This is a genomic window from Pseudomonas sp. LB3P58, assembly GCF_054897895.1.
In genome coordinates, this window is the sequence record NZ_JBUBVE010000001.1 from 2,389,500 (window position 1) to 2,413,253 (window position 23,754).

Annotated in this window: 20 protein-coding genes; 15 read left to right on the forward strand and 5 right to left on the reverse strand. The window is 60.2% G+C overall.

Annotated elements, in window-relative coordinates; translation table 11 throughout:
- Positions 1 to 324: 324 nt before the first annotated feature.
- Both ACYZTZ_RS11210 and ACYZTZ_RS11215 read left to right on the forward strand, forming a co-directional pair.
- The gene (locus ACYZTZ_RS11210) at positions 325 to 1,515 is read left to right on the forward strand and encodes an NnrS family protein (RefSeq protein WP_461998224.1); all 1,191 of its coding nucleotides are present in this window, start codon (positions 325 to 327) and stop codon (positions 1,513 to 1,515) included.
- A gap of 25 nt (positions 1,516 to 1,540) precedes the next feature.
- The gene (locus ACYZTZ_RS11215) at positions 1,541 to 1,981 is read left to right on the forward strand and encodes a CopD family copper resistance protein (RefSeq protein WP_461998225.1); all 441 of its coding nucleotides are present in this window, start codon (positions 1,541 to 1,543) and stop codon (positions 1,979 to 1,981) included.
- A 75-nt stretch (positions 1,982 to 2,056) separates the two neighbouring features.
- On the opposite strand, the gene ytfE is transcribed toward ACYZTZ_RS11215, so the two are convergent.
- Entirely contained in the window at positions 2,057 to 2,731 is a 675-nt protein-coding gene (gene ytfE, locus ACYZTZ_RS11220; protein ID WP_056739463.1) for an iron-sulfur cluster repair protein YtfE, read from the reverse strand.
- Between the two features lie 155 nt (positions 2,732 to 2,886).
- On the opposite strand from ytfE, the gene norR reads away from it, so the two are divergent.
- From norR to ACYZTZ_RS11265, 9 genes are all read left to right on the forward strand, one after another.
- Complete coding sequence (gene norR / locus ACYZTZ_RS11225; protein WP_056739464.1) at positions 2,887 to 4,416, forward strand: nitric oxide reductase transcriptional regulator NorR; 1,530 nt, start codon at positions 2,887 to 2,889, stop codon at positions 4,414 to 4,416.
- Between the two features lie 72 nt (positions 4,417 to 4,488).
- On the forward strand, positions 4,489 to 5,136 hold the full coding sequence (gene pdxH / locus ACYZTZ_RS11230; protein WP_461998226.1) for a pyridoxamine 5'-phosphate oxidase: 648 nt from the start codon (positions 4,489 to 4,491) through the stop codon (positions 5,134 to 5,136).
- Positions 5,137 to 5,379: 243 nt separating this feature from the next.
- Positions 5,380 to 5,934, forward strand: a complete 555-nt coding sequence (moaB, locus tag ACYZTZ_RS11235) for a molybdenum cofactor biosynthesis protein B (RefSeq protein WP_046046532.1) — start codon at positions 5,380 to 5,382, stop codon at positions 5,932 to 5,934.
- On the forward strand, positions 5,931 to 7,166 hold the full coding sequence (locus ACYZTZ_RS11240) for a molybdopterin molybdotransferase MoeA (protein WP_461998227.1): 1,236 nt from the start codon (positions 5,931 to 5,933) through the stop codon (positions 7,164 to 7,166). The genes moaB and ACYZTZ_RS11240 overlap by 4 nt, the downstream gene beginning before the upstream one ends.
- A 76-nt stretch (positions 7,167 to 7,242) precedes the next feature.
- Complete coding sequence (gene ubiU / locus ACYZTZ_RS11245) at positions 7,243 to 8,238, forward strand: ubiquinone anaerobic biosynthesis protein UbiU (protein WP_150655791.1); 996 nt, start codon at positions 7,243 to 7,245, stop codon at positions 8,236 to 8,238.
- Between the two features lie 10 nt (positions 8,239 to 8,248).
- Positions 8,249 to 9,139: a U32 family peptidase gene (locus tag ACYZTZ_RS11250; RefSeq protein WP_461998228.1), complete on the forward strand. Its 891-nt coding sequence runs from the start codon at positions 8,249 to 8,251 to the stop codon at positions 9,137 to 9,139.
- Positions 9,133 to 9,603, forward strand: coding sequence for a ubiquinone anaerobic biosynthesis accessory factor UbiT (ubiT, locus tag ACYZTZ_RS11255; RefSeq protein ID WP_461998229.1), 471 nt, complete (start codon positions 9,133 to 9,135; stop codon positions 9,601 to 9,603). Before ACYZTZ_RS11250 ends, ubiT begins: the two co-directional genes overlap by 7 nt.
- A gap of 538 nt (positions 9,604 to 10,141) precedes the next feature.
- Positions 10,142 to 10,447 carry a transposase gene (locus tag ACYZTZ_RS11260; RefSeq protein ID WP_056742306.1) on the forward strand — a complete coding sequence of 102 codons (306 nt, stop codon included), beginning with the start codon at positions 10,142 to 10,144 and terminating at the stop codon, positions 10,445 to 10,447.
- Positions 10,444 to 11,280: an IS3 family transposase gene (locus ACYZTZ_RS11265; RefSeq protein WP_056742309.1), complete on the forward strand. Its 837-nt coding sequence runs from the start codon at positions 10,444 to 10,446 to the stop codon at positions 11,278 to 11,280. The genes ACYZTZ_RS11260 and ACYZTZ_RS11265 overlap by 4 nt, the downstream gene beginning before the upstream one ends.
- Before the next feature lie 429 nt (positions 11,281 to 11,709).
- Here ACYZTZ_RS11265 and ACYZTZ_RS11270 read toward each other — a convergent pair whose 3' ends face one another.
- The 4 genes from ACYZTZ_RS11270 to ACYZTZ_RS11285 all read right to left on the reverse strand — a co-directional run bounded on the left by ACYZTZ_RS11270 (position 11,710) and on the right by ACYZTZ_RS11285 (position 15,387).
- The gene (locus tag ACYZTZ_RS11270; protein ID WP_461998230.1) at positions 11,710 to 12,105 is read right to left on the reverse strand and encodes a putative zinc-binding protein; all 396 of its coding nucleotides are present in this window, start codon (positions 12,103 to 12,105) and stop codon (positions 11,710 to 11,712) included.
- A gap of 74 nt (positions 12,106 to 12,179) precedes the next feature.
- On the reverse strand, positions 12,180 to 12,854 hold the full coding sequence (locus tag ACYZTZ_RS11275; protein ID WP_461998231.1) for a Crp/Fnr family transcriptional regulator: 675 nt from the start codon (positions 12,852 to 12,854) through the stop codon (positions 12,180 to 12,182).
- 86 nt (positions 12,855 to 12,940) lie between these two features.
- Positions 12,941 to 13,588 carry a two-component system response regulator NarL gene (narL, locus tag ACYZTZ_RS11280; RefSeq protein ID WP_461998232.1) on the reverse strand — a complete coding sequence of 216 codons (648 nt, stop codon included), beginning with the start codon at positions 13,586 to 13,588 and terminating at the stop codon, positions 12,941 to 12,943.
- Positions 13,585 to 15,387, reverse strand: a complete 1,803-nt coding sequence (locus tag ACYZTZ_RS11285) for a HAMP domain-containing protein (RefSeq protein ID WP_461998233.1) — start codon at positions 15,385 to 15,387, stop codon at positions 13,585 to 13,587. The genes narL and ACYZTZ_RS11285 overlap by 4 nt, the downstream gene beginning before the upstream one ends.
- Before the next feature lie 304 nt (positions 15,388 to 15,691).
- On the opposite strand from ACYZTZ_RS11285, the gene ACYZTZ_RS11290 reads away from it, so the two are divergent.
- The 4 genes from ACYZTZ_RS11290 (at position 15,692) to narH (ending at position 23,754) form a co-directional block, all read left to right on the forward strand.
- Positions 15,692 to 16,996 carry an MFS transporter gene (locus ACYZTZ_RS11290; RefSeq protein ID WP_461998234.1) on the forward strand — a complete coding sequence of 435 codons (1,305 nt, stop codon included), beginning with the start codon at positions 15,692 to 15,694 and terminating at the stop codon, positions 16,994 to 16,996.
- Positions 16,974 to 18,371: a NarK family nitrate/nitrite MFS transporter gene (locus ACYZTZ_RS11295; protein ID WP_461998235.1), complete on the forward strand. Its 1,398-nt coding sequence runs from the start codon at positions 16,974 to 16,976 to the stop codon at positions 18,369 to 18,371. Before ACYZTZ_RS11290 ends, ACYZTZ_RS11295 begins: the two co-directional genes overlap by 23 nt.
- A gap of 69 nt (positions 18,372 to 18,440) precedes the next feature.
- Complete coding sequence (locus ACYZTZ_RS11300) at positions 18,441 to 22,214, forward strand: nitrate reductase subunit alpha (RefSeq protein WP_461998236.1); 3,774 nt, start codon at positions 18,441 to 18,443, stop codon at positions 22,212 to 22,214.
- A gap of 1 nt (position 22,215) precedes the next feature.
- Positions 22,216 to 23,754 carry a nitrate reductase subunit beta gene (gene narH / locus ACYZTZ_RS11305; protein WP_046047388.1) on the forward strand — a complete coding sequence of 513 codons (1,539 nt, stop codon included), beginning with the start codon at positions 22,216 to 22,218 and terminating at the stop codon, positions 23,752 to 23,754.

The window sequence follows — 23,754 nt, forward strand, 5'->3', positions numbered from 1 at the left end:
TTTTTCATGACGACTCCTGGGGATCGAGAGGGATCAAGGTTTCTTTGATTGCTGAAAGCTTGAGCAAGACGCGGGCCATGCCTGGAGGCCCTTGTTTATTAGGGTTCTCAGATAAGAGGGTGAAAATAACCACGAGGTATAGGGTTTAAATAACCCTTAAATGGTCATTTGTACCCTGAATGGTTTTCATCGGCGGCACGCGAGGCTTGCTACCGGCGCGGATCGGCAACGGGGCACGCCCCTTGCACACTTGATCTGCGACAAAGGCAATTGATCGCCAATACCCGATGATTGCCCCATGTAGCAAGGTAAAGGAGTGGCTTTATGCAAGTGCTCGACCGCCGTAAAGCGATGGCCATCGCGCCGCTGTTACGTTTGGCCTTTCGGCCATTTTTCCTCGCAGGCTGCCTGTTGGCGGTGCTGGTCATTCCGCTCTGGCTGACCGCCTTCAGTGGTGCGCTTTCCGGCTGGCAGCCGGCGGGTGGCTGGCTGGGCTGGCATCGACACGAATTGTTGTTCGGGTTCGGCTTGGCGATCATTGCGGGCTTTCTGCTGACGGCCGTGCAGACCTGGACCGGTCGTCCCGGCCTCAGCGGGCGACCCCTGGCCGCGCTGGCGTTGCTGTGGTTGTTGGCGCGCGTGGCCTGGCTGGTCAATGCACCGTGGCCGGTGCTTGCGGTGCTGGAGTTGGCGTTCCCGCTGGCGGTGGCCGCGCTCATGGGTTTCACCTTGTGGAAGGTGCGCCAGAAACGTAACTACCCGATTGCGGTGGTGCTGTTGTTGTTAGCGGCGGCCGACGGGTTGTCCCTGTACGGTCTGGTCGAAGGTCATGAAGGCTGGCAGCGTCAAGGCGTGCTGACCGGCCTCTGGCTGGTGGCGGCGATGATGGGCTTGATCGGCGGGCGGGTCATTCCGTTTTTCATCCAGCGCGGCCTCGGCAAGGTCGATGGCGTTACCCCTTGGTCTTGGCTGGATTGGCTGCTGCTGATTGGTTCTCCTCTTGTGGCGTTGTTGTATGCCGCCGGACCTGCGCTTGATCCCAATCTCTGGGTGGGCCTGTTGTTTGCCGTGTTGGCCGCCGGGCATCTGGTGCGTCTGGTTCGCTGGCATGATCGCGCCCTCTGGCGAGTGCCGTTGTTGTGGTCGTTGTACCTGGCGTATGCCTGGTTGGCGGTGGCCTGTCTCGGCATGGCGCTGTGGCATTTCGGTGTGCCGATCAACCCGAGTCTGGCGGTGCATTGCCTGACGATAGGTGCGATGGGCGGCCTGGTGCTGGCGATGATCGCCCGGGTCAGCCTGGGGCATACCGGCCGAGCGCTGGAGCCGCCGTCGGGCATGACGTTGGCGTTCATTTTGCTCAACCTGGCCTGTCTGAGCCGGGTCGTGTTGATCCTGTTCTTTCCCCTGCCTGCGTTGTGGCTGGCCGGTCTGTGCTGGGCGCTGGCGTTTGCGCTGTACGCCTGGCGCTACGGGCCGATGCTGCTGCGGGCCCGGGTGGACGGTCATCCGGGCTAACCACGTGAACTGATGGAGGCTGCCGGTGTTATATCCCTTTTTACTGGTCACCCACTTGCTGGCGGCGATTGCCTTCATCGGCACGCTGTTTTTCGAGGTGGTGATCTGGCATCGCGCCCGTCAGCAGTTGGCGGATACCGCGCAAACGAGCGCAGATCAAGCGATTGCAGTGCGCTCGCGCAAGGTGCTGCATGGCGTGGTGTTGCTGTTGTATGGCGCCGGTATCAGCCTGGCGTGGCAGCACCGTGGCGTATTGAGTCAGCCGCTGGCCAGCAGTTTTGGCACGTTGCTGAGCCTGAAGATCGTCCTGGCGCTGAGCATCATCGGCCATTACTTCCTGCTGGCGTACTGGCTGAAAAGCGCACGACTGACCACGACCCGCGCCAGCTGGATTCGCCGCAGTATCCTCGGGCACATGGTGTTGATCGTGATCCTGGCCAAGGCGATGTTCTATTGGCACGGTTGATCGTCCGCCGTCCCTGACAGACAAAACCCGCGTCAACCGGTGGGCTGGCGCGGGTCGGGTGTGAGCGGCAATCGATCAATGACGACGGTTCAAGGCATTAACAAACAACACGTTGTTCTCCAGATGGATGTGTTGCATCAGGTCATCACGAAACTCCAGCAGCCCACGATAAAGGGCACGCCAGGTGTTACAGGCATCGGCCGGCGGGGTGATGTTGTTGGTCAGCGCGAGCAGCCTCTCCAATGCTTCGCCATGTTGATCATGTTCAAAGCGCAGCACCTGGATCGGCGGCGCGGCCTGAGGTCCGATGCCCTGTTGCAGCATCGGGAACAGCACTTGTTCTTCCTTGAGCATGTGGCCTTCGAGTTCCTGTTGCATGTCGGTCAGCAGATCGGCCAGGCCGTTGGGACAGCTGCTGCGCGCACCATGGACCTGCTCAACGCGGCGGGCCAGGCGGATCAGTTCCGGCAGTTGCTCGCGATGACGGGCGTGGTAGCGCGCCAGAAGGTGGGCGATCAACAGCTCCGACGGTTCGTTGCGCCAGTCGTGTTGGGTTTCGCCGGTGTCTTGCAGCCGGTGCAGCGCATCGGCAATCAGGGCCGGATCGAGGTCTTTGCCAGCGGCCGCTTCACGCAGGCTTTTATGCCCGCCACAACAGAAGTCCAGTTTGAAGGTGTGAAAAATCCGCGTGGCGCCGGGAATGTCGCAGGCCAGTTGGCCGAGGCTTTGTTCCAATAGAGTCAGGCTCATCAGGGGTTCCTTGTTTGGATTTCAACGGTTCCCCAGGCTCATTGCATCCGGCATGCCATATTTAACGTATTGAAAAATATAGCTTAATTTTTAGTTGTGGTGATAGACACCCGGACGCTTTAGGGTGAATCCAACCATAGAGGGTAAAAACTACCATGCTGCGTGAAAGCCTGGCGGCCGACCTGATTGTCGAGTTGCCCAATGCTGTGCGGTTGCAACGATTGGTCCAGACCCTGCGCGAGTACTTCAACAGTGGCGCCGTGGGTTTGCTGCGTCTGGATGACGACAGTCTGAGGCCGGTTGCGACGGTGGGGCTGGTGCATGAAGCGTTGGGGCGCCGGTTTGTCATCGCCCAGCATCCGCGCCTGGCGGCGATCATGGCGTCGCGCGAACCCACCTGGTTCGAGCCCGACAGTCGCCTGCCGGATCCTTATGACGGCTTGCTCGACAATCACGCTGGCGAACCGATGCCAGTGCACGACTGCATGGGCGTGAGCCTATATGTGGAGGGGCGGATCTGGGGCGCGATCACCCTCGATGCACTGCACGCCGGGACTTTCGACAGCCGTGCCCGGGAAGAGCTCAAGCGCTGCACCTTGCAGATCGAAGCCGCCGTGCGAGTCACCCGGCTCGAGCAGGAAAACCGCAGCCTGCGCTTGTCCCGCAGCGATATTCAAGACGTGCGACGGCCGGCTGATGAAGGCGAAATCCTCGGGCAGAGTGAGGTGCTGCATCAGTTGCTCAATGAACTGGACGTACTGGCCGATTCCGAGCTGCCAGTGTTGCTGCTGGGCGAGACCGGCGTCGGCAAAGAACTGTTCGCGCGGCGCTTGCATCGTCTGTCGCGCCGCAGTCATAAGCCGCTGGTGCAGGTCAACTGCGCCGCCTTGCCGGAGTCTCTGGCAGAGAGTGAATTGTTCGGCCATGTCAAAGGCGCGTTTTCCGGCGCCACCAGTGACCGTGCCGGACGTTTCGATGCGGCCAACGGTGGCACGCTGTTTCTCGATGAAGTCGGTGAATTGCCATTGGCCGTGCAAGCGAAGTTGCTGCGCACCCTGCAGAACGGCGAGATCCAGCGCCTCGGCGCCGACAAGCCGTTGCATGTCGATGTGCGCATCATCGCCGCGACCAACCGGCACCTGCCGGACAGCATCCGCGACGGCTTGTTTCGGGCCGATCTGTATCACCGGCTCTCGGTGTACCCGGTGCCGATTCCGCCGCTGCGCGAGCGAGGTAATGATGTATTGATGCTGGCCGGGCATTTCCTTGAGCTCAATCGGGCGCGGCTCGGTCTGCGCGGCTTGCGTCTGTCGCCGGCGGCCGAGCGGGCGCTGTTGACGTACAGCTGGCCGGGCAACGTGCGCGAGCTGGAGCATGTGATCAGTCGAGCCGCGTTGAAGCAGCTCAGTCGCGGCACCAGTCGCACCCTGATTATGACGCTGGAACCCGAGATTCTGGACCTCGACAGTGCCATGGGCGGGCAGGGCGCGGTCGTCGAAAGTCCCCTGGACGTTATGGCTGATGAGCCGTTCCAGCCTTTAGGTGAAGCGGTCGACGATTACCAGCGCAAGAAGATTCTCCAGGCGTTGAGCCTGTCCGGGGAGAACTGGGCCAGCGCCGCGCGGATTCTGGAAGTCGATCCCAGCAACCTGCACAAACTGGCTCGGCGTCTGCGTCTCAAATAAGGTTGATGGTGGTCAAGGTGCTGTTGCGCTGTGTCTTGCACACTGGGCAGAACCTTTTTGGAGATCACCGTCATGCCCCTTTCCCTGGCACAGATGCGCCGCAACTACACCCTGTTTGGCCTGCAAGACGAGTCGGCGCTGGACGACCCGATGGCGATGTTCCGGCAATGGCTGCAACTGGCCCGCGACACCGAGCGCGCGCCTGTCGAAGCCAACAGCATGGTGTTGGCGACGGTCGACAGTGAAGGTCGCCCGCACTGCCGGGTCCTGCTGCTCAAGGGTTTGAGCGATGAAGGCTTCACATTTTTCGGCAATTACCAGAGTGACAAGGGCCAGCAACTGGCCGTTAACCCGCATGCCGCCATGACCTTTTTCTGGCCGGGGCTGGAGCGTCAGGTGCGTATCGAAGGCCAGGTCTCCAGGCTCGACCCGACGCTGTCGGATGCGTACTACGATTCCCGCTCACAAGACAGTCGCCTGGGCGCCTGGGCTTCACCGCAAAGCCGGCCGTTGGCCAATCGCGCCGAGCTTGAGTCGCTGCTGCTACAAACCACCCAACGTTTTGCCGGCAAGACCGTGCCGCGGCCCGAGCATTGGGGCGGCTACTGCCTGCACCCTGAGCGTCTGGAGTTCTGGCAGGGGCGTGCCGACCGCTTGCATGATCGTCTTGATTACCGGTTGTGTGATGGCGTGTGGCAGCGAAACCGCCTGGCGCCTTGAGACCGCAGAACGCGCAGCGATAGAGAACAATGTGGGAGCGAGCCTGCTCGCGATAGCGGTGGATCAGTCGACATCAATGTTGCCTGACAAACCGCTATCGCGAGCAGGCTCGCTCCCACAGGTTTTGCGTGGCCTACACGTTCTTCATATGTCCCCGTGGAGGTACCTCCTTGGAGGAATAGGCTCACCGGGGATTCCGGTTCAGGCTTTATCCCATACCCTCATACACGGGAAGGCTTGGATATGGCCCATCTGGCGCAACGCACGTTTGAACCCTTGAACATTGCCGTGCTGACCATCAGCGATACGCGCACCTTTGACACCGACACCTCGGGGCAGACCCTGACGGATTTGCTGCAAACGGCCGGGCATGTATTGATCGACCGTGACCTGGTCAAGGACGACATTTATCAGATCCGCGCCAAGGTCTCCCACTGGATCGCCGACCCTCAGGTTCAAGTGATACTGATGACCGGCGGCACCGGTTTCACCGCGCGCGACAACACTCCGCAAGCGGTTTTGCCATTGCTGGACAAACACGTGGAAGGCTTCGGTGAACTGTTTCGTCAGGTGTCCCTGGCGGAGATCGGCATGTCCAGTCTGCAATCCCGGGCATTGGCCGGGATGAGTAACGGCGTGCTGGTGTGCTGCGTGCCGGGCTCGCCGGGTGCGTGTCGAACTGCCTGGAACCAGATCCTGCTCGAACAATTGGACAGCCGCACCGGCCCGTGCAATTTCGCCCCGCATTTGAAACCGCAAGCACAGCGGGTCATCGACGCCTGTGAGTCACGCTCATGACCGGCCGGGTGTGCGACCTCGGCAATCTGATGCCGGTGGACGAGGCCATCAGCCGTCTGCTGGACCAGGCACCGCCGCCGCCCCTGGCGCAAAAGATCGGTCTGGATCAAGCCTTGGGGCGGGTGCTGGCGGCGGACATTCATTCCCCCGTCAACCTGCCGGCCTGGGACAACAGTGCCATGGACGGTTACGCCCTCAGGGCCGCTGACCTGCCACCGGACGGGGGCTATTTGTCGATTGGCGGACGAATTGCGGCGGGGGATCAGGCGTGCTCGCCGTTGCTCGCGCAGCAGGCAGTACAGATTTTTACCGGTGCGCCATTGCCACCGGGTGCCGACACCGTGGTGCCGCAGGAACGCTGCCGGATCGACGGCGAGCGTGTCTGGTTCCCGCCCGTAAGCGCTGGCGATCACGTGCGCAAGGAAGGTGAGGAGGTTCGCCGGGGAGACCTGTTGCTCCAGGCCGGTAAACGCCTGCGTGCGCAGGAAGTGGGGTTGCTGGCCGGCGCTGGCATCGCGCGGGTCGAGGTCTACCGCCCGTTGCAGGTGTGTTTGCTCAGCAGCGGCAATGAACTGCGTGAACCGGGCGATCCATTGGCGCCGGGGCAGATTTACAACAGCAATCGTTACTGCCTCGCGGCGTTGTTGAGCGGTTGGGGCGTCGAGGTGCACGACTATGGCGTCATGGCCGATGAGTTGGCGGCCAGCCGGCATGCCTTGAGCCTGGCGTCCTCGGAATGCGACCTGTTGTTGAGTTCCGGTGGCGTCTCGGTGGGCGAGGAAGATCACCTCAAACAGGCCATCGAGGAACTCGGCAGCCTGGACTTCTGGCGGCTGGCCATTCAGCCGGGTAAACCGCTGGCCTTCGGCGAAGTGGCCGGCAAACCCTGGATCGGCATGCCGGGCAATCCTTCGGCGGCGCTGATTACCGCGTTGGTGGTGGTGCGTCCGTTCCTGCTCAGGGCTCAAGGCGTGAAAGACGTGTTGCCGGTGCCAATGGCCGTTCCCGCCGGGTTCGACTGGTTGCAGCGTAACAAGCGTCGGCAGTACCTGCGGGCACGGTTGACGCCGGGTGCTGACGGCCAGTTGAGCGTGGAGCTGCACCCTCAGCAAAGTTCGGCGATGTTGACCGCCGCGTGTTGGGCCGACGGGCTGGCGGTGATCGAGTGCGAGCAGCAAGTGCTCAAGCACGACAACGTGATGTTCCTGTCCTTCGCCGACCTGATGCATTGATGGCAATTGATTGCCGTCAAGGCTCTGCCTGCCGGTCTCGCTAGACTGGCAGCGCGTTTTTCCATGAGGATTACCCATGCAACTGGTCTGCCCGGCAGGGAACCTGCCTGCGCTAAAAGCGGCGGTGCGCCAAGGCGCCGATGCCGTTTATGTTGGTTTTCGCGATGACACCAATGCCCGGCATTTCGCGGGGCTGAACATGGACGACAAACAGTTCGACGCCGCGGTCGCCCACATCCGCCAGCATCAACGCAAACTCTACGTCGCGGTCAACACCTACCCGCAACCCAAGGGTTGGGAGCGCTGGCAGCGCGCAGTCGATCGCGCCGCCGATTTCGGCGTGGATGCGTTGATCGCCGCCGATCCCGGGGTACTCAACTACGCCAGCCAGCGGCATCCGCAATTGGCGTTGCACCTGTCGGTCCAAGGCTCGGCGACCCATGCCGCGGCGTTGGAGTTTTATGCGCAACGCTACGGGATTCGTCGCGCGGTGCTGCCGCGAGTATTGTCGTTGGCGCAAGTGCGCCAGGTCGCCGCGAGCAGCCCGGTGCCCATCGAAGTGTTTGGCTTCGGCAGCTTGTGCATCATGGCTGAAGGGCGCTGCCATCTGTCTTCTTACATCACAGGCGAGTCGCCGAACCTCTGTGGCGTTTGTTCGCCGGCCAAAGCGGTGCGCTGGAGCGAAGACGCTGAAGGCTTGAGCGCACGGCTCAGTGAAGTGCTGATCGACCGCTACACACCTGACGAACCCGCCGGTTACCCGACCCTGTGCAAAGGCCGTTTCCTGGTCGGCGGCAAGCGTTTTCATGCGCTGGAAGAGCCCACCAGCCTCGACACCCTGGACTTGCTGCCGGAATTGACGGCCATCGGCGTTGAAGCAGTAAAAATCGAAGGCCGGCAGCGCAGCCCGGCCTATGTCGAACAAGTCACCCGAGTCTGGCGCGCGGCACTGGATGCCCACCGTGGCTCGCCGGGCAGTTTTCGGGTCAAGGAGGAATGGCGTCGGGTGCTGGCCGGTTTGTCCGAAGGCAGCCAGACCACCCTGGGTGCTTATCATCGATCATGGCAATGAGGGAGGCGACATGAAGCTCAGCCTTGGACCGGTCCTGTTTTATTGGGACAAAGAGCAACTCAGCAACTTTTACGCCGAGATGTCGGCCTTGCCCCTGGATGTGATTTATCTGGGTGAAACCGTGTGTTCGAAACGCCGGGCCTTTTCACTGGATCAATGGCTGGGTCTGGGGCGCGAGTTGCAGGAATGCAGCCAGGCACAGTTGGTGATCTCCAGCCTGACGCTGATCGAAGCGGCCTCCGAACTGTCCAGCCTGCGTCGGCTCTGCGACAACGGCCAATTGCTGGTGGAGGCCAACGACATGGGGGCGGTGCAGTTTTTGGCCGAGCGCAAGTTGCCGTTTGTGGGCGGTCCGGCGCTGAATTTGTACAACGGTCATACGCTCGCGCAACTGCTGGACTGCGGGATGACCCGTTGGGTGCCGCCGGTGGAATGCTCGGCGGCGCTGATTGGCGATGTGCTTGAGCAGGTGCGCGAACTGGGCCGTGAGGTGCCGGAAGTCGAGATCTTTGCTTATGGGCGTTTGCCCTTGGCCTATTCCGCACGCTGTTTCACGGCCCGGGCGGAAAACTTGCCCAAGGACGACTGCCGGTTTTGCTGCCTCAACTACCCTGACGGCCTGCCGCTGACCAGTCAGGAAGGGCAGGCGTTGTTCACCATTAACGGTATTCAAACGATGTCGGCGGAGGTGACCAATCTGCTGGCGGATTACACCGGGCTGTTGGCCTGTGGCGCCGATTTGTTGCGCCTGAGCCCTCGCGCTCAGGGCATGGCCGAGGTTATTGCTGCCTATCAACGGGTTCGTCTGGGCGAGACGCCGCCGCTGTTTGTCGACGGTTGCAACGGTTACTGGCATGGCCAGGCCGGGATGTTGCGCGTCGAGGAGGTCGGACTGTGTTGAATCGTAAAAAGTGGTTGTTGAAAGGTGCCGACCGGTTGTTGCCGTTGGTGCGTCGGGTGCCTTTTGCCGTGCAGCGACTGGCGTTGCAGCAGGCGCTGAATCGTTGCCTTGCCGAGCCGTTGCGCGATGGCGAGTTCGAGGTTTTGCGGGGGCGTTGGTTGTGCTTGCGGATTCCGGATTTGGGGTTGTCCTGGTTCCTGACGCTGACCCGTCAAGGGTTGCGAATTGCTGAACGTGCCACGGCGCATGTGACGATCAGCGGTAACTGGCGTGAGTTTTTATTGTTGGCGAGTCGTCAGGAAGATCCGGATACGTTGTTCTTTCGCAGGCGTTTGGTGATTGAGGGTGATACGGAGTTGGGGTTGGCGCTGAAGAATTTGATCGACAGTCTGGATCCTGATGTTCTGCCTGTTTGGTTGTGGCGCAATCTGGAGCGGGCAGGGAAGGGGTTGGCGGCCGGTTAGCCGAGCTGTGTTTTTGGTTGGGGTACATATCCATTCTTGCGGTAATGGCCGCTTAGGGTTCCGCCCTTACGGCGGGTCACTTTGGAAAAGCGCCAAAGTAACCAAAACGCTTTGGCCCCTGACGTACGGTGCCTCGCTGTGGCTCGGCATGCCCTCGCTCCGGTCCTGCTCCGTGGGCCCGCCGCCATCGGCCATCCATGGCCGGGGGCGGCTACCGCGGCATCCTTGCCGCGGTGCCCACTGCGCAGAACCTGCGCTCGGCCTTCCGACGGGGCAGATCAAGATCAAGATCAAGATCAAGATCAAAAGCCAGAGCGAGGCGGCCTACTAGCCGACCTGATGTCTGAAGGTCATCGGCGGCGGACACTTATGTCATGCCCGCCAAAAATCCAACTGTGGGAGCGAGCCTGCTCGCGAAGGCGGACTTACATTCAACATTGATGTCGACTGACAGGACCTCATCGCGAGCAGGCTGAACTGGCCTAATAATTCCGGACACCTCTTAAGGGCGATATGATTTCGCCAACTTGGAGGCTCCATGAACGAAAGAAAGGTCTATTCGCGCGAGTTCAAACTGCGTGCTGCCAGCATGGTACTTGATGATGATTGTCCCGTTCCAGACGTCTGCGCGTCGTTGGACATTGGGCCTACCGCTTTGCGGCGGTGGGTCGAACAGGTTCGTAAGGAGCGCGAAGGCCAGCCGGTAAAAGGCACCAAAGCGATTACCGAAGATCAGCGTCAGATTCAGGAGCTGAAGGCCAAAATCAAGCAAATGGAGTTGGAGGCCGAGATCTTAAAAAAGGCTACCGCGCTCTTGATGTCGGATCCCGCTCGTTTTCGATGATAGCGGAGCTGAGAGCGTCGTATCCGACCGCCACGCTGTGTCGTGTTTTCAACGTCAAGCGCAGTAGCTTCTATGAATGGATTCAGCGGCGCTCCCGCCCCAAAATCAGGCGTGAAGAGCTTATGGCTCAGGTGGTCAACCTACACGCTGAGAGCCGCGAAAGTATGGGCTCCAGAATGATCTCCAAACGCCTGAAGGCCGAGCATTTTCCAGTAGGAAGAAGCCTCGCTGCGTCGCTGATGAAGGAAGCCAACATTGTCAGCAAACAGCGCCGACCGCATCCATTCAGATCCAAGGGGGTCGAAGCCTTTGTTGCGCCTAATCGACTCGAACGTAACTTCAGGCCGGCGGCCATCAACCAGGTCTGGTGTGGCGATGTAACCAGTCTTTTAGTGGGAAAACGCTGGTGCCACCTGGCAATCGTGATCGACTTGTTTGCGCGGCGTGTCATTGGCTGGGCGTTTTCCCTGATCAATGATGCCAACTTGGTCAGCAAAGCACTGCGCATGGCAGCAGACCTTCGACAAGGTGCGCCAGGGCTGATGTTCCATTCTGATCAGGGCTGCCAATACACGAGCCGCAAGTTTCAAGGGGAGTTGGAGCGATATGGCATATTGCAGAGCATGAGCCATCGTGGGCAATGTTGGGACAACGCACCGACGGAGAGGTTTTTCGGAACGCTGAAGTCGGAATGGGTACCTCGCAAAGGCTACGGCAGCACCGAAGAAGCACAAACCGACATGGTTCGCTTCTTCATGTACTACAACCGCACTAGGCTCCACAGCTACAACAACTACCTGTCGCCAATAGCTATGGAGCAAAAAGCGGCATAAACACCGTAACCGGTGTCCGGATTTGCTTGACCAGTTCAGGCTCGCTCCCACAGGGGAAATGCGTACGCTTGAAGAGACAGGCCGGCCGGTAGGCCGCCTCGCGGTGTTTTTTTGCGGTGCCCGCCCCATCGAGAGGCCGAGTGGAGGTTCTGCGCAGTGGGCAACCCGGCATGGATGCCGGGTTAGCCGCCCCCGGCCATGGATGGCCGATGGCGGCGGGCCCACGGAGCAGGACCGGAGCGAGGGCATGCCGAGCCTGGGCGAGGCACCGAACGAAAGGGGCAAGAGCGTTTGGTTACTTTGTGCTTTTCAAAGTGACTCGCTGTAAAAGCGAAACCAATAGCAGCCGTTACCGCAGAAATGGATATGTACTGAGCCAAAAGACGCCTTCGCGAGCAGGCTCGCTCCCACATTTGATCTGCGTTGCCCTCAAACCATCAGTTCAGAGGCGTGATTCTGCCGAGCATCACTCGCAATCAACTGCCTGATCCCTTCAAACAACTCATCCCCCTGCGCCTCCGTGCAATCCTCGCCATAGCGCTTACGCAACCCATAATGGCTAAGAATCAAATGCACATCAGCATGCAGACCATGCTGCTTCAGGCAATTTTCAACACATTGCAACGGACACCCATCCAGCGCAAAAATCCGCCGTCCCGAACGTGCCTTGTTAACCAGCGCCGCCACATGCCCGCCGACCCCGACGATGCAGGACATTTCAGCCAGGCCGCTGCGATCGAGCCGCACGGCCAGGGTATTGGCCAGTTGGGCAACGTTGGAGCAGCCTGAGCAGGAGTAAATCAGGGGCAAGGTTGAACCGGACATGAGCGCTCTCCATGGATGGACTTCTTCAGTGTGCAAGGCCGGTGGCATTGCGCATTGACGGCGGTCAATTCCGTCTATTGGAACGCCGCGAGATCCTCTTCGGCGAGGATGCTGATATTGCGCCGTTCCATGGCGATCAGGCCGCTGTCCACCAGGCGGTGCAAGATCCGCGAAAAGGTTTCCGGCTGAATACCCAGCTTCGAGGCCACCAGGCGTTTGGACACCTGCAAGACAATCAAGCCGCTGACCGGGTTGCGTTCCTGGAACAGGAAATTGATCACCCGCCTGCTCGCGCTGGCCATGGTCAAGGTGTCGATGTCGCGCAGACGCAGGTGCAGGTGCACACTCATACTCGCCAGGATCGCCAGGCAAACTTTCGGCTGGTCTTCGAGGGCGTTGCGGTAATGGTTGCCCTCGATACTCACCAGCACGCTGTCCTTCAGCGCCGTGGCGCTCACCGGGTAGAGACGGGCCTGGCTGAACAGCAAGGCTTCGGCAAAGGTCTGGCCGGGCTGAATGATCTCCACCAGGTTTTCCTGGCCTTCGCCGGTAAGCCGGTACAACTTGATCTGGCCGCTGACCAGCAGGAAAAAGCGCTTGGCCGGATCCCCTTGGCGCATGAGTGTGCTGTGACAGGCCAGGCGCTTGAGCATCGCCAGGCCGCAGACTTCCTCGAAGATTTTCTCCGGCAACTGGCTGAACAGATGATGACGACGCAACGTTAAAACGATGGAAGGGTGGGTCAGCATGGCGTACCTCCGCTGACGGTCATAGTAGAGAGCAAGAGGCGAATGAAATATGCCTCTGCCGGCCTACCTCCAAGGAGGCATGCCCGTCAGCCCGCGTTGCGCAGATGCTCCATGGCCCATACAGCCGCCTCTACCCGAGAGCGTAAGCCAAGTTTGTGCAGCAGGTTTTTCACGTGAACCTTGACCGTGCCTTCGGTGATGCCCAACTTGTGCCCGATGACTTTGTTGCTGAAGCCGCTGGCGATGGTTTTCAGCACCTGACGTTCACGCTCGGTCAGTTCCACCACAGTCTGGCGCTGCGGTGAGCGCAGCGCCTGGGCCATGACTTGGGTGAGGCCCGGGCTGATCACCAATTCGCCGTTCAAGGCATTGCGGATGTATTGAATCAACAGCTCGGGTTCCATGTCCTTGAGCAGATAGCCGTCGGCATCCAGACGCAATGCGTCGCGAATATCGTCTTCGGCATCCGAGACCGTAAACAGCAGCACCTTGCCGGTGTAGTGCATCGCCCGTAATTGGCGCAGGGTTTCAATGCCATTCATCAGCGGCATGTTGTTGTCGAGCAACACCAGATCCGGTTGCAGCGGCTCGATCAGACTGAGTGCTTCTTCACCGTTGTTGGCTTCACCGACGATCAGGAAATCATCTTCGAGTTCGAGCATCTGGCGGATGCCGTGACGCATCATCGGGTGGTCGTCGACCAACAGGATGGTGTGTTGCAGGGAGGTGTTCATGTGACGCTACCTTCTGTTTGCTGCCCGAGAAACTCCGGTTGGAATTCCATCTGGACGCGGGTGCCTTGCGGCTCCCTGGAGACTATTTCGAGTTGACCGTGCAAGCTGCGGGCCCGCTCATCCATGATTTTCAGGCCGTGGTGTTCGCGTTGGTCGACGTTGCCGCTGAAGCCGCGCCCGTCGTCTTCGACGATGAGCCTCACGGTTTCACCGTCCTGACGCAGTTGCAGCCAGGCGTTCTGCGCATGGGCGTGGCGCAGGCAGTTGGAGAGCGCCTCGCGGGTGATCTGCAAAATGTGGATTTGCTCGCTGGCCGATAGCTGAAAGGCCAGCGCGTCGACGTGCAAGTGCACCTGGAATTCGCCGCGACGGGAGAACTCCTCGGCGGTGTCCTTGAGTTCCTGCACCAGCCCCGCATCGTGAATCTGCAAGCGAAAGGTGGTCAGCAACTCGCGTAACTGGCGGTAGGCATTGTTCAACCCCTCGCGCAGTTCGGCGGTGACGTTTTCCAGGGTTTCGACCGGTTCGCCACGGCGCATCAGGGTCTGCAGGCGACTGACTTGCAGCTTCATGTAGGACAGGGCCTGGGCCAGTGAGTCGTGCAGCTCGCGGGCGATGATCGTGCGTTCGTCGAGCAACAGCAGGCGATGATCCTGTTCCCGTTGACGCTTGAGCGACAGCGAGGTGCCAATCAGGTTGGCCAGGGCCTGGATCAGTTGGGTTTCCCAGGCTTGCGTCGGATGTCCGTCGACAAAGTGCGCCTTGAGTTCACCCAGTTCACTGCCCTGGTTGCTGATGCTGAAGGTTTGCGGACTGGCTTTATGGTGCTTCTGACACGTAGCGCAGTCGCTGCTGGCGCAGACTTCCCGGATGTTCGCACCGTGGAGGGCGAGCAACTGCTGGGCCGGTGCCTGCATTTGTCCTTGCAGGCACAGCGACAGGCGTAAGCCGGGCAAGCGTTGCTGGAAGCGTCGGATCAACTCATCCAGCCCTTCGGCATTGGCCAGGCGTGTGGCCAGGCTTCGACTGCTTTGGTACAGCAACTCGAGGGCGGCATTGGCTTGTTGCAGGTTCAGGGTTTTTTGCTGGACCTGACTCTCAAGGGTGCGATGCGAGTCTTCGATCGTCTCGGCCATGGCGTTGAAGCTCGTGGCCAACTGACCCAGTTCGTCCTGGGACTGATGATTGACCCGCACCTTGAAATCGCCGCGACGGAAGCGCTGGGTCGCATCCACCAACTCTTTCAAGGGCATGACGACCCCGTACTGCAATTCGTAGAGCCCAATCAGCAGGACGAACAGGGTGGTGAACAGGGCCAGGCCCTGGATCACTTGTTGCCAGCCTTGCTTCTGTTCGCTTTGGCGCTGCAACAGGTTGACGAACTGGTTCAGTTGTTCAATGAAGGGCAGGGCCTGGACTTGAAAATAGGCGGCATCGCCACGCTCCAGTGCAGGGCGCAAATCCTCGTTCCAGTGTTGCTGGATTTGCCCGTAGCTGATTTGCAGCGCGGTGGTCGGGCCATCTTCCAGCACTGCCTTGAGTGACTGGCTGTTGAGGCGGGTTTGCAGGCTGTCGCTGATGGCGATGACTTCTTCGCCGGTTGCACCCGAAGCCAGTTTCCAGCTCAGGTGGTAAGTCTCCATGCGCACCGAGCCTGCGGTGTTGATGGCGGCCGCATCGCCCTGGCTGAACCAGGCGATCAGTCCGGCGCTCAACGAACTGGCGAGGGCGAGCACGGCGATCAGGATCACCGCCAGCCCGGCGCGAGCGGGCAGGGAACTGCGCAACCAGCGCACCATCAGCGCAGGTCCGGGAAAAAATCAGGAAAACCGAGCATGTGCAGCTCCAGGATGGGTTTTGCCGCCGATCCCGGGCGCGCTACCTCTAAAGAGTTGTCGACTGATCCTTGTCAGCAAAAACCTTGGTGGAAAACCTTAAGACGCTGATAAACCAACGGTTTTAGGGTTTTCCTGTACTACCTCCTTAGAGGTAGACCGCACAAGCATAGGCCTATGCCCACTTGGGCTTCGTTGACATGGATCAAGTTTTTGCGGGGTTGGCCTCTCTAGTCTGCCGCCATGGCTAATTGATTGGAGAGCATTTGTGAACCCACCGCGTGTACGACAAGGCTTGGTGCTGGGCATGAGCACGCTGGCCTTCACTGTCTGTTTCATGGTCTGGATGATGTTTGCCGTGCTCGGGGTGCCGATCAAGGACCTTCTCCAGCTCAACGAAACCCAGTTCGGCCTGCTGGCCGCGACCCCGGTGCTGACCGGCTCGCTGGTGCGGCTGCCGCTGGGCCTGCTGACCGACCGCTTTGGCGGGCGCAGCGTGTTCTTCCTGCTGATGCTGGCCTGCGTGGCGCCGCTGTACCTGATCAGTCACGCCACCGCCTACTGGCAGTTCCTGGTGCTGGGCTTGTTCGTCGGCCTGGCCGGCGGTTCGTTCTCGGTCGGGATTGCCTACGTCGCCAAATGGTTCGACAAAGAGAATCAGGGCTTCGCGATGGGCATCTTCGGCGCCGGTAACGCCGGGGCCGCGGTGACCAAGTTTCTCGCCCCGGCGCTGATCGCTGCCGGTAGCTGGCAGCTGGTGCCGAAAGTCTTCAGCGCGATCCTCTTTATTACCGCGTTGTTGTTCTGGTTCCTCAGCGCCGAAAACAAGGACCACCGCATTGCCACCGGCGCCACCTTGCGTGAGCAGTTGAGCTCGCTGAAGGACCCGGCGGTGTGGCGCTACTGCCAGTACTACTCGATCGTCTTCGGTGGTTATGTCGCCCTCGCGCTGTGGATGACCAAGTACTACGTGCAGGAATACGGTTTCAGCCTGCAAAGCGCGGCGCTGCTGGCGGCCTGTTTTTCCCTGCCCGGCGGTGTGCTGCGTGCCGTCGGCGGCTGGTTGTCGGATCGCTGGGGTGCGCAAAGCGTGACCTGGTGGGTGTTGTGGGTCAGCTGGATCTGCCTGTTCCTGCTCTCGTATCCCCAGACCCAACTGCAAGTGCAAACGATCAACGGCCCGGTGGATTTCCACATCGGCCTCAATCCTGCGCTGTTCACCGTGCTGCTGTTCGTCATGGGCATCGCCTTCGCGTTCGGCAAGGCCTCGGTCTTCAAATACATCGCCAACGACTACCCGAAAAACATGGGTGCGGTGTCCGGCATCGTCGGCCTCGCCGGTGGCCTGGGCGGTTTCGTGCTGCCGATCCTGTTCGGCGCCCTGGTGGACCTCACCGGTGTGCGCTCTTCCTGCTTCATGTTGATGTACGGCGTGGTCTGGGTCTCCCTCACCTGGATGTACTTCAGCGAGATACGCAAAAGCGCGGTGCTGGGTAAAGCGCCGCTGCTGACCCCGTCCCCGATTTCCAGCATTGCCCTAGGAGAAGAACATGTCCGTTCTGCAAAAGCCTGACAAAGGCCCGGTCATTCATGACTGGCGCCCCGAGGACCCAGCATTCTGGGGAAGTAGCGGCAAACAGACCGCCACGCGCAACTTGTGGATTTCCATTCCTGCGCTGCTGCTGGCCTTTGCGGTGTGGATGGTCTGGAGCACGGTGATCGTGCGTTTGAACGCCATCGGTTTCACCTTCACCACTGACCAGCTGTTCTGGCTGGCGGCATTGCCGGGGTTGTCCGGGGCGACCTTGCGGGTCTTCTATTCCTTTATGGTGCCGATCTTCGGTGGCCGTCGCTGGACTGCCCTGAGCACCGCATCGCTGTTGCTGCCCTCGATCTGGATGGGCTTCGCCGTGCAGGACCCGGGCACCTCCTACAGCGTGTTCGTGTTGATTGCCTTGCTCTGCGGTTTCGGTGGCGGCAACTTCGCCTCGAGCATGTCCAACATCAGCTTCTTCTACCCCAAGTCGCAGCAGGGCACGGCCCTTGGCCTCAATGCCGGGCTGGGTAACCTGGGCGTCTCGGTGATGCAGTTCTGTGTACCGCTGGTGATTACCTTCGGTGTGTTCGGTTTCATGGGCGGTTCGCCGCAAGCACTGCCGGATGGCGGTCAGTTGTGGCTGCAGAATGCCGGCTTCATCTGGGTGCCGTTCATTGTCCTGGTGACGGTGCTGGCCTGGTTCGGCATGAATGACCTGTCCAGTGCCCGCGCTTCCTTCAGCGAGCAGGCGGTGATCTTCAAACGCAAACACAACTGGCTGATGTGCTGGTTGTACCTGGCGACGTTCGGTTCGTTCATCGGTTTCTCCGCCGCGTTTCCGCTGCTGATCAAAACCTCGTTCCCTGATGTCATCGCGTTGAAATTTGCCTTCCTCGGCCCGTTGGTCGGTGCGCTGGTACGCCCATTGGGCGGCTGGCTGGCGGACAAGCTCGGCGGCGCGAAAGTGACCTTGTGGAACTTCGTGGCGATGATCGTGATGGTCTTCGGCGTGTTGCACTTCCTGCCGCAGAACGGTTCGGGCGGCAACTTCTACGGCTTCCTCGGCATGTTCATGCTGCTGTTCATTACCACCGGTGTCGGCAACGGCTCCACCTTCCGCATGATCCCGGTGATCTTCCGCACCCAGCACGAAAAAGCCTCGGCCGGCAAACCACCCGCCGTGCGCGAACAAGCGCTGAAGAATGCCGGCAAAGAGTCAGCCGCGGTCCTGGGCTTCAGTTCGGCCATGGGCGCCTTCGGTGCGTTCTTCATTCCCAAATCCTTCGGTTCTTCGATGGCCCTGACCGGCGGCCCGGAGATGGCCTTCTACATGTTCGTCGGCTTTTACCTGAGCTGCATCGTCGTGACCTGGTGGTGGTACGCGCGCAAAGGCGCCGCGACACCCTGCTGAGACGACCCGAATCCAACCATTGCGTGGGCGGGGCACAGACTCCGCGACAAAGCCTGAGAGGACTACACCGTGAGTCATTTACTGGATCAATTGCGGTTTTTCAATCGCAAGCAAAACGAGTTTTCCGACGGTCATGGCGAGACCCGCAAAGAGTCTCGCGACTGGGAGAACGTCTACCGTTCGCGCTGGCAGTACGACAAGATCGTGCGTTCCACCCACGGGGTGAACTGCACCGGTTCCTGCTCGTGGAAAATCTACGTCAAGAACGGCCTGATCACCTGGGAAACCCAGCAGACCGACTACCCGCGTACTCGTAACGACCTGCCTAACCATGAGCCCCGTGGCTGCCCGCGTGGTGCCAGTTACAGCTGGTACATCTACAGCGCCAACCGGCTCAAGTACCCGAAAATCCGCAAGCCGTTGCTCAAGCTCTGGCGCGATGCGCGGCAAACCATGGCGCCGGTGGAAGCCTGGGCCAGCATCGTCGAGGACAAGGCCAAGGCCGACTCCTATAAAAGCAAGCGCGGCATGGGTGGCTTCATTCGTTCCAACTGGGAGGAAGTCAACGAGATCATCGCTGCCGCCAACGTCTATACGATCAAGCAATACGGCCCTGACCGGATCGTCGGTTTCTCGCCGATCCCGGCCATGTCGATGGTCAGCTATGCCGCAGGTTCGCGTTACCTGTCGCTGATCGGCGGCGCCTGTCTGAGCTTCTACGACTGGTACTGCGACTTGCCACCGGCCTCGCCGATGGTTTGGGGCGAGCAGACCGACGTGCCGGAATCGGCCGACTGGTACAACTCCAACTACATCATTGCCTGGGGCTCCAACGTCCCGCAGACCCGTACCCCCGACGCGCACTTCTTTACCGAAGTCCGTTACAAGGGCACCAAGACCGTCGCGATCACCCCGGACTACTCGGAAGTCGCCAAGCTCACCGACTTGTGGCTGAACCCTAAACAAGGCACCGATGCGGCGCTGGCCCAGGCGTTCAACCATGTGATCTTCAAAGAATTCCACCTGGACAAACCGAGCGCCTATTTCACCGACTACGCCAAGCGCTTTACCGATTTGCCGGTGCTGGTACTGCTCAAGCAAATGGTCGACAAGGCACCGGGCGCCGGTTACCAGCCGGACCGCTTCCTGCGCGCCAGCGACCTGACCGACAACCTCGGCCAGGAAAACAACCCGGAATGGAAAACCATCGCCCTCGATGTCAGCGGCGAACTGGTGTCCCCTCAGGGTTCCATCGGTTATCGCTGGGGCGAGAAGGGCAAGTGGAACATCCTGCCTCGTGAAGGCGGCGAAGGCCGTGAGATCGATCTGAAACTGAGCCTGATCGGCGATGACGTCGCCGAAGTGGCGTTCCCGTATTTTGCCGGCGAGTCCCACGAGCACTTCCAGCACGTGGCCGGCGATGCCGTGCAATATCGCCGCGTGCCGGTGCATAACGTGGTGCTGGCGGACGGCAGCGTGGCCAAAGTCGCCACCGTGTTCGACCTGTCGGCCGCCAACCTGGCCATCGATCGCGGCCTCGGTGGTGAAAACGTAGCCAAGGATTACGACGACGCCTCGGTGCCTGGCACCCCGGCGTGGCAGGAGCAGATCACCGGCGTCAGCCGTGAGAAAGCCATCCAGATTGCCCGTGAGTTCGCCGACAACGCCGACAAGACCAAGGGCCGCTCGATGATCATCGTCGGCGCGGCGATGAACCACTGGTACCACATGGACATGAACTACCGCGGGCTGATCAACATGCTCATGCTCTGCGGGTGTGTCGGTCAGACCGGTGGCGGTTGGGCGCACTACGTTGGCCAGGAAAAACTCCGTCCACAATGCGGCTGGCTGCCCTTGGCGTTCGGCCTGGACTGGAACCGTCCGCCTCGCCAAATGAACGGCACCAGCTTCTTCTACGCCCACAGTTCGCAGTGGCGCCACGAGAAAATGAGCATGCACGACGTGCTCTCGCCGCTGGCCGATAAATCACAATTCCCCGAGCATGCCCTGGACTACAACATCCGCGCCGAACGCGCCGGCTGGTTGCCCAGCGCACCGCAACTCAACACTAACCCTTTGCACATTTGCCGCGACGCGGCTGCGGCCGGCATGGACCCGAAAGACTACGTGGTCAAATCGCTGCAGGACGGTTCGCTGCGCTTCTCCTGCGAACAGCCGGACAGCCCGGTCAACTTCCCGCGCAATATGTTCATCTGGCGTTCCAACCTGCTGGGCTCCTCGGGCAAGGGCCACGAGTACATGCTCAAGTACCTGCTGGGCACCAAAAACGGTGTGATGAACGAAGATATCGGTCAGGTCGGCGACTGCAAACCCGAAGAAGCCGAATGGGTGGACGAGGGCGCCATCGGCAAGCTCGATCTGGTCACCACGCTGGACTTCCGCATGTCTTCGACCTGCGTCTATTCCGACATCGTGTTGCCGACCGCAACCTGGTACGAAAAAGACGACATGAACACCTCGGACATGCACCCGTTCATTCACCCGTTGTCGGCCGCCATCGACCCGGCGTGGGAATCGCGTTCCGACTGGGAAATCTACAAAGGCATCGCCAAGGCGTTTTCCAGCATGTCCGAAGGGCATCTGGGCGTTGAGAAGGACCTGGTGACCATCCCGTTGATGCACGACAGCGTCGGCGAACTGGCCCAACCGTTTGGCGGCACCGACTGGAAAAGCGACGGCGTGGCACCGGTACCGGGCAAGAACGCGCCGAACCTGCATGTGGTGGAGCGTGACTACCCGAACATCTACAAGCAGTTCTCGTCCCTCGGACCATTGCTGGAAAAACACGGCAACGGCGGCAAAGGCATCAACTGGAACACCGAAGACGAAGTGAAATTCCTCGGTGAACTCAATCACAAAGAAGGCGATGCCGGTATCAGCCAGGGTCGGCCGAAAATCGACACGGCGATCGATGCCGCTGAAGTGATTCTGTCCCTGGCACCGGAAACCAACGGGCAAGTTGCCGTCAAGGCCTGGGCCGCGCTGTCGGAATTCACCGGTATCGACCACAGCCACCTGGCGCTGTCCAAGGCCCACGAGGCGATTCGTTTCCGCGACATTCAGGCACAGCCACGCAAGATCATTTCCAGCCCGACCTGGTCGGGGCTTGAAGACGATCACGTCAGCTACAACGCCGGCTACACCAACGTTCACGAAGGGATCCCATGGCGCACCATCACCGGTCGCCAGCAGTTCTATCAGGATCACCCGTGGATGCAGGCGTTCGGCGAGCAACTGATGAGTTATCGGCCGCCGGTCAACACCCGCACCATCGAAGGGGTGAAAGGCAAGCGCAGTAACGGCCACAAGGAAATCGTCCTGAACTGGATCACCCCGCACCAGAAATGGGGCATCCACAGCACCTACAGCGACAACCTGCTGATGCTCACCCTCAGCCGTGGCGGGCCGATTGTCTGGCTCTCGGAGAACGACGCGAAAAGCGCCGGTATCGAGGACAACGACTGGATCGAGTGCTTCAACATCAACGGTGCATTGACCGCCCGCGCGGTGGTCAGCCAACGGGTCAAGGACGGCATGGTGATGATGTACCACGCACAGGAACGGATCGTGAACGTGCCCGGTTCGGAAACCACCAAGACCCGTGGCGGCCACCACAACTCGGTCACCCGCGTTGTGCTCAAACCGACCCACATGATCGGCGGCTATGCCCAGCAAGCCTACGGTTTCAACTATTACGGCACGGTCGGTTGCAACCGCGATGAATTCGTCGTGGTGCGCAAAATGTCCAAAGTCGACTGGCTCGATGGTTCAAGTGGCGATGACCTGCCACGTCCGCTGCCAACCGATATTGAGGAGAACTGAGATGAAGATTCGCTCACAAATCGGCATGGTTCTGAACCTGGACAAGTGCATCGGTTGCCACACCTGTTCCATCACCTGCAAAAACGTCTGGACCAGCCGCGAAGGCATGGAATACGCGTGGTTCAACAACGTCGAATCGAAACCCGGGATCGGCTACCCGAAAGAATGGGAAAACCAGGACAAGTGGAAGGGCGGCTGGATCCGCAATGCCAACGGCACGATCAACCCGCGCATCGGCGGTAAATTCCGCGTGTTGGCGAACATTTTCGCCAACCCGGACCTGCCGAGCCTCGACGACTATTACGAACCGTTCGACTTCGATTACCAGCACCTGCACACCGCACCACTGGGCGAGCATCAGCCGACTGCACGTCCGCGTTCGCTGATCTCCGGCAAGCGCATGGAAAAAATCGAGTGGGGCCCGAACTGGGAGGAAATCCTCGGCACCGAATTCGCCAAGCGTCGCAAGGACAAGAACTTCGACAAGATCCAGGCGGACATTTACGGCGAGTACGAAAACACTTTCATGATGTATTTGCCGCGCCTGTGCGAGCACTGCCTCAACCCGACGTGCGCAGCGGCTTGCCCGAGCGGGGCGATCTACAAGCGTGAAGAGGACGGCATCGTCCTGATTGACCAGGAAAAATGCCGTGGCTGGCGGATGTGCATCAGCGGCTGCCCGTACAAGAAGATCTATTTCAACTGGAAAAGCGGCAAGTCCGAGAAATGCATCTTCTGCTACCCGCGTATCGAAGCCGGGATGCCGACCGTTTGCGCGGAAACCTGCGTCGGGCGCATTCGCTACCTCGGTGTGCTGTTGTATGACGCCGACCGCATCAGCGAAGTGGCGAGCACCGCCAATGAGCAGGACCTGTACGAGAAACAACTGGAGATCTTCCTCGATCCGAATGACCCGGCGGTGATTCGTCAGGCCTTGGCCGATGGCGTACCGCAATCGGTGATCGATTCCGCGCAACGTTCGCCGGTCTACAAAATGGCCGTGGACTGGAAACTCGCACTGCCGCTGCACCCGGAATACCGCACCTTGCCGATGGTTTGGTACGTACCGCCACTTTCGCCGATTCAAAACGCTGCCACTGCCGGCACCGTCGGTATGAACGGGGTGATCCCGGATGTCGACAGCCTGCGGATACCACTGAAGTACCTGGCCAATCTGCTGACGGCGGGCGATGAAAAACCGGTCAAGCGTGCGCTTAAACGCTTGCTGGCGATGCGGGCCTACAAACGTTCCGAGCAAGTCGACGGTGTTCAGGACCTGCAAGTGCTGGCGGATGTCGGCCTGAGCGTGGCCCAGGTTGAGGAGATGTATCGCTACCTGGCAATCGCCAACTACGAAGACCGTTTCGTGGTGCCGAGTGCGCACCGTGAAGACGCCATGAGTGATGCCTTCGCCGAGCGTTCCGGGTGCGGCTTCAGTTTCGGCAGCGGGTGCAGCGGCAGTTCCGACACCAACATGTTCGGCGCCAAGAAAGCCAACCGCCGCGACATCCTGAAAACCGTCCAGTTGTGGGAGGAATGA

What these genes read in the sequence shown, in the direction of transcription:
- ACYZTZ_RS11210 (WP_461998224.1), top strand. Translation starts at nt 325, where the DNA reads ATGCAAGTGCTCGACCGCCGTAAAGCGATGGCCATCGCGCCGCTGTTA.
- ytfE (WP_056739463.1), bottom strand. Translation starts at nt 2,731, where the DNA reads ATGAGCCTGACTCTATTGGAACAAAGCCTCGGCCAACTGGCCTGCGAC.
- norR (WP_056739464.1), top strand. Translation starts at nt 2,887, where the DNA reads ATGCTGCGTGAAAGCCTGGCGGCCGACCTGATTGTCGAGTTGCCCAAT.
- pdxH (WP_461998226.1), top strand. Translation starts at nt 4,489, where the DNA reads ATGCCCCTTTCCCTGGCACAGATGCGCCGCAACTACACCCTGTTTGGC.
- moaB (WP_046046532.1), top strand. Translation starts at nt 5,380, where the DNA reads ATGGCCCATCTGGCGCAACGCACGTTTGAACCCTTGAACATTGCCGTG.
- ACYZTZ_RS11240 (WP_461998227.1), top strand. Translation starts at nt 5,931, where the DNA reads ATGACCGGCCGGGTGTGCGACCTCGGCAATCTGATGCCGGTGGACGAG.
- ubiU (WP_150655791.1), top strand. Translation starts at nt 7,243, where the DNA reads ATGCAACTGGTCTGCCCGGCAGGGAACCTGCCTGCGCTAAAAGCGGCG.
- ACYZTZ_RS11250 (WP_461998228.1), top strand. Translation starts at nt 8,249, where the DNA reads ATGAAGCTCAGCCTTGGACCGGTCCTGTTTTATTGGGACAAAGAGCAA.
- ACYZTZ_RS11260 (WP_056742306.1), top strand. Translation starts at nt 10,142, where the DNA reads ATGAACGAAAGAAAGGTCTATTCGCGCGAGTTCAAACTGCGTGCTGCC.
- ACYZTZ_RS11265 (WP_056742309.1), top strand. Translation starts at nt 10,444, where the DNA reads ATGATAGCGGAGCTGAGAGCGTCGTATCCGACCGCCACGCTGTGTCGT.
- ACYZTZ_RS11270 (WP_461998230.1), bottom strand. Translation starts at nt 12,105, where the DNA reads ATGTCCGGTTCAACCTTGCCCCTGATTTACTCCTGCTCAGGCTGCTCC.
- ACYZTZ_RS11275 (WP_461998231.1), bottom strand. Translation starts at nt 12,854, where the DNA reads ATGCTGACCCACCCTTCCATCGTTTTAACGTTGCGTCGTCATCATCTG.
- narL (WP_461998232.1), bottom strand. Translation starts at nt 13,588, where the DNA reads ATGAACACCTCCCTGCAACACACCATCCTGTTGGTCGACGACCACCCG.
- ACYZTZ_RS11285 (WP_461998233.1), bottom strand. Translation starts at nt 15,387, where the DNA reads ATGGTGCGCTGGTTGCGCAGTTCCCTGCCCGCTCGCGCCGGGCTGGCG.
- ACYZTZ_RS11295 (WP_461998235.1), top strand. Translation starts at nt 16,974, where the DNA reads ATGTCCGTTCTGCAAAAGCCTGACAAAGGCCCGGTCATTCATGACTGG.
- narH (WP_046047388.1), top strand. Translation starts at nt 22,216, where the DNA reads ATGAAGATTCGCTCACAAATCGGCATGGTTCTGAACCTGGACAAGTGC.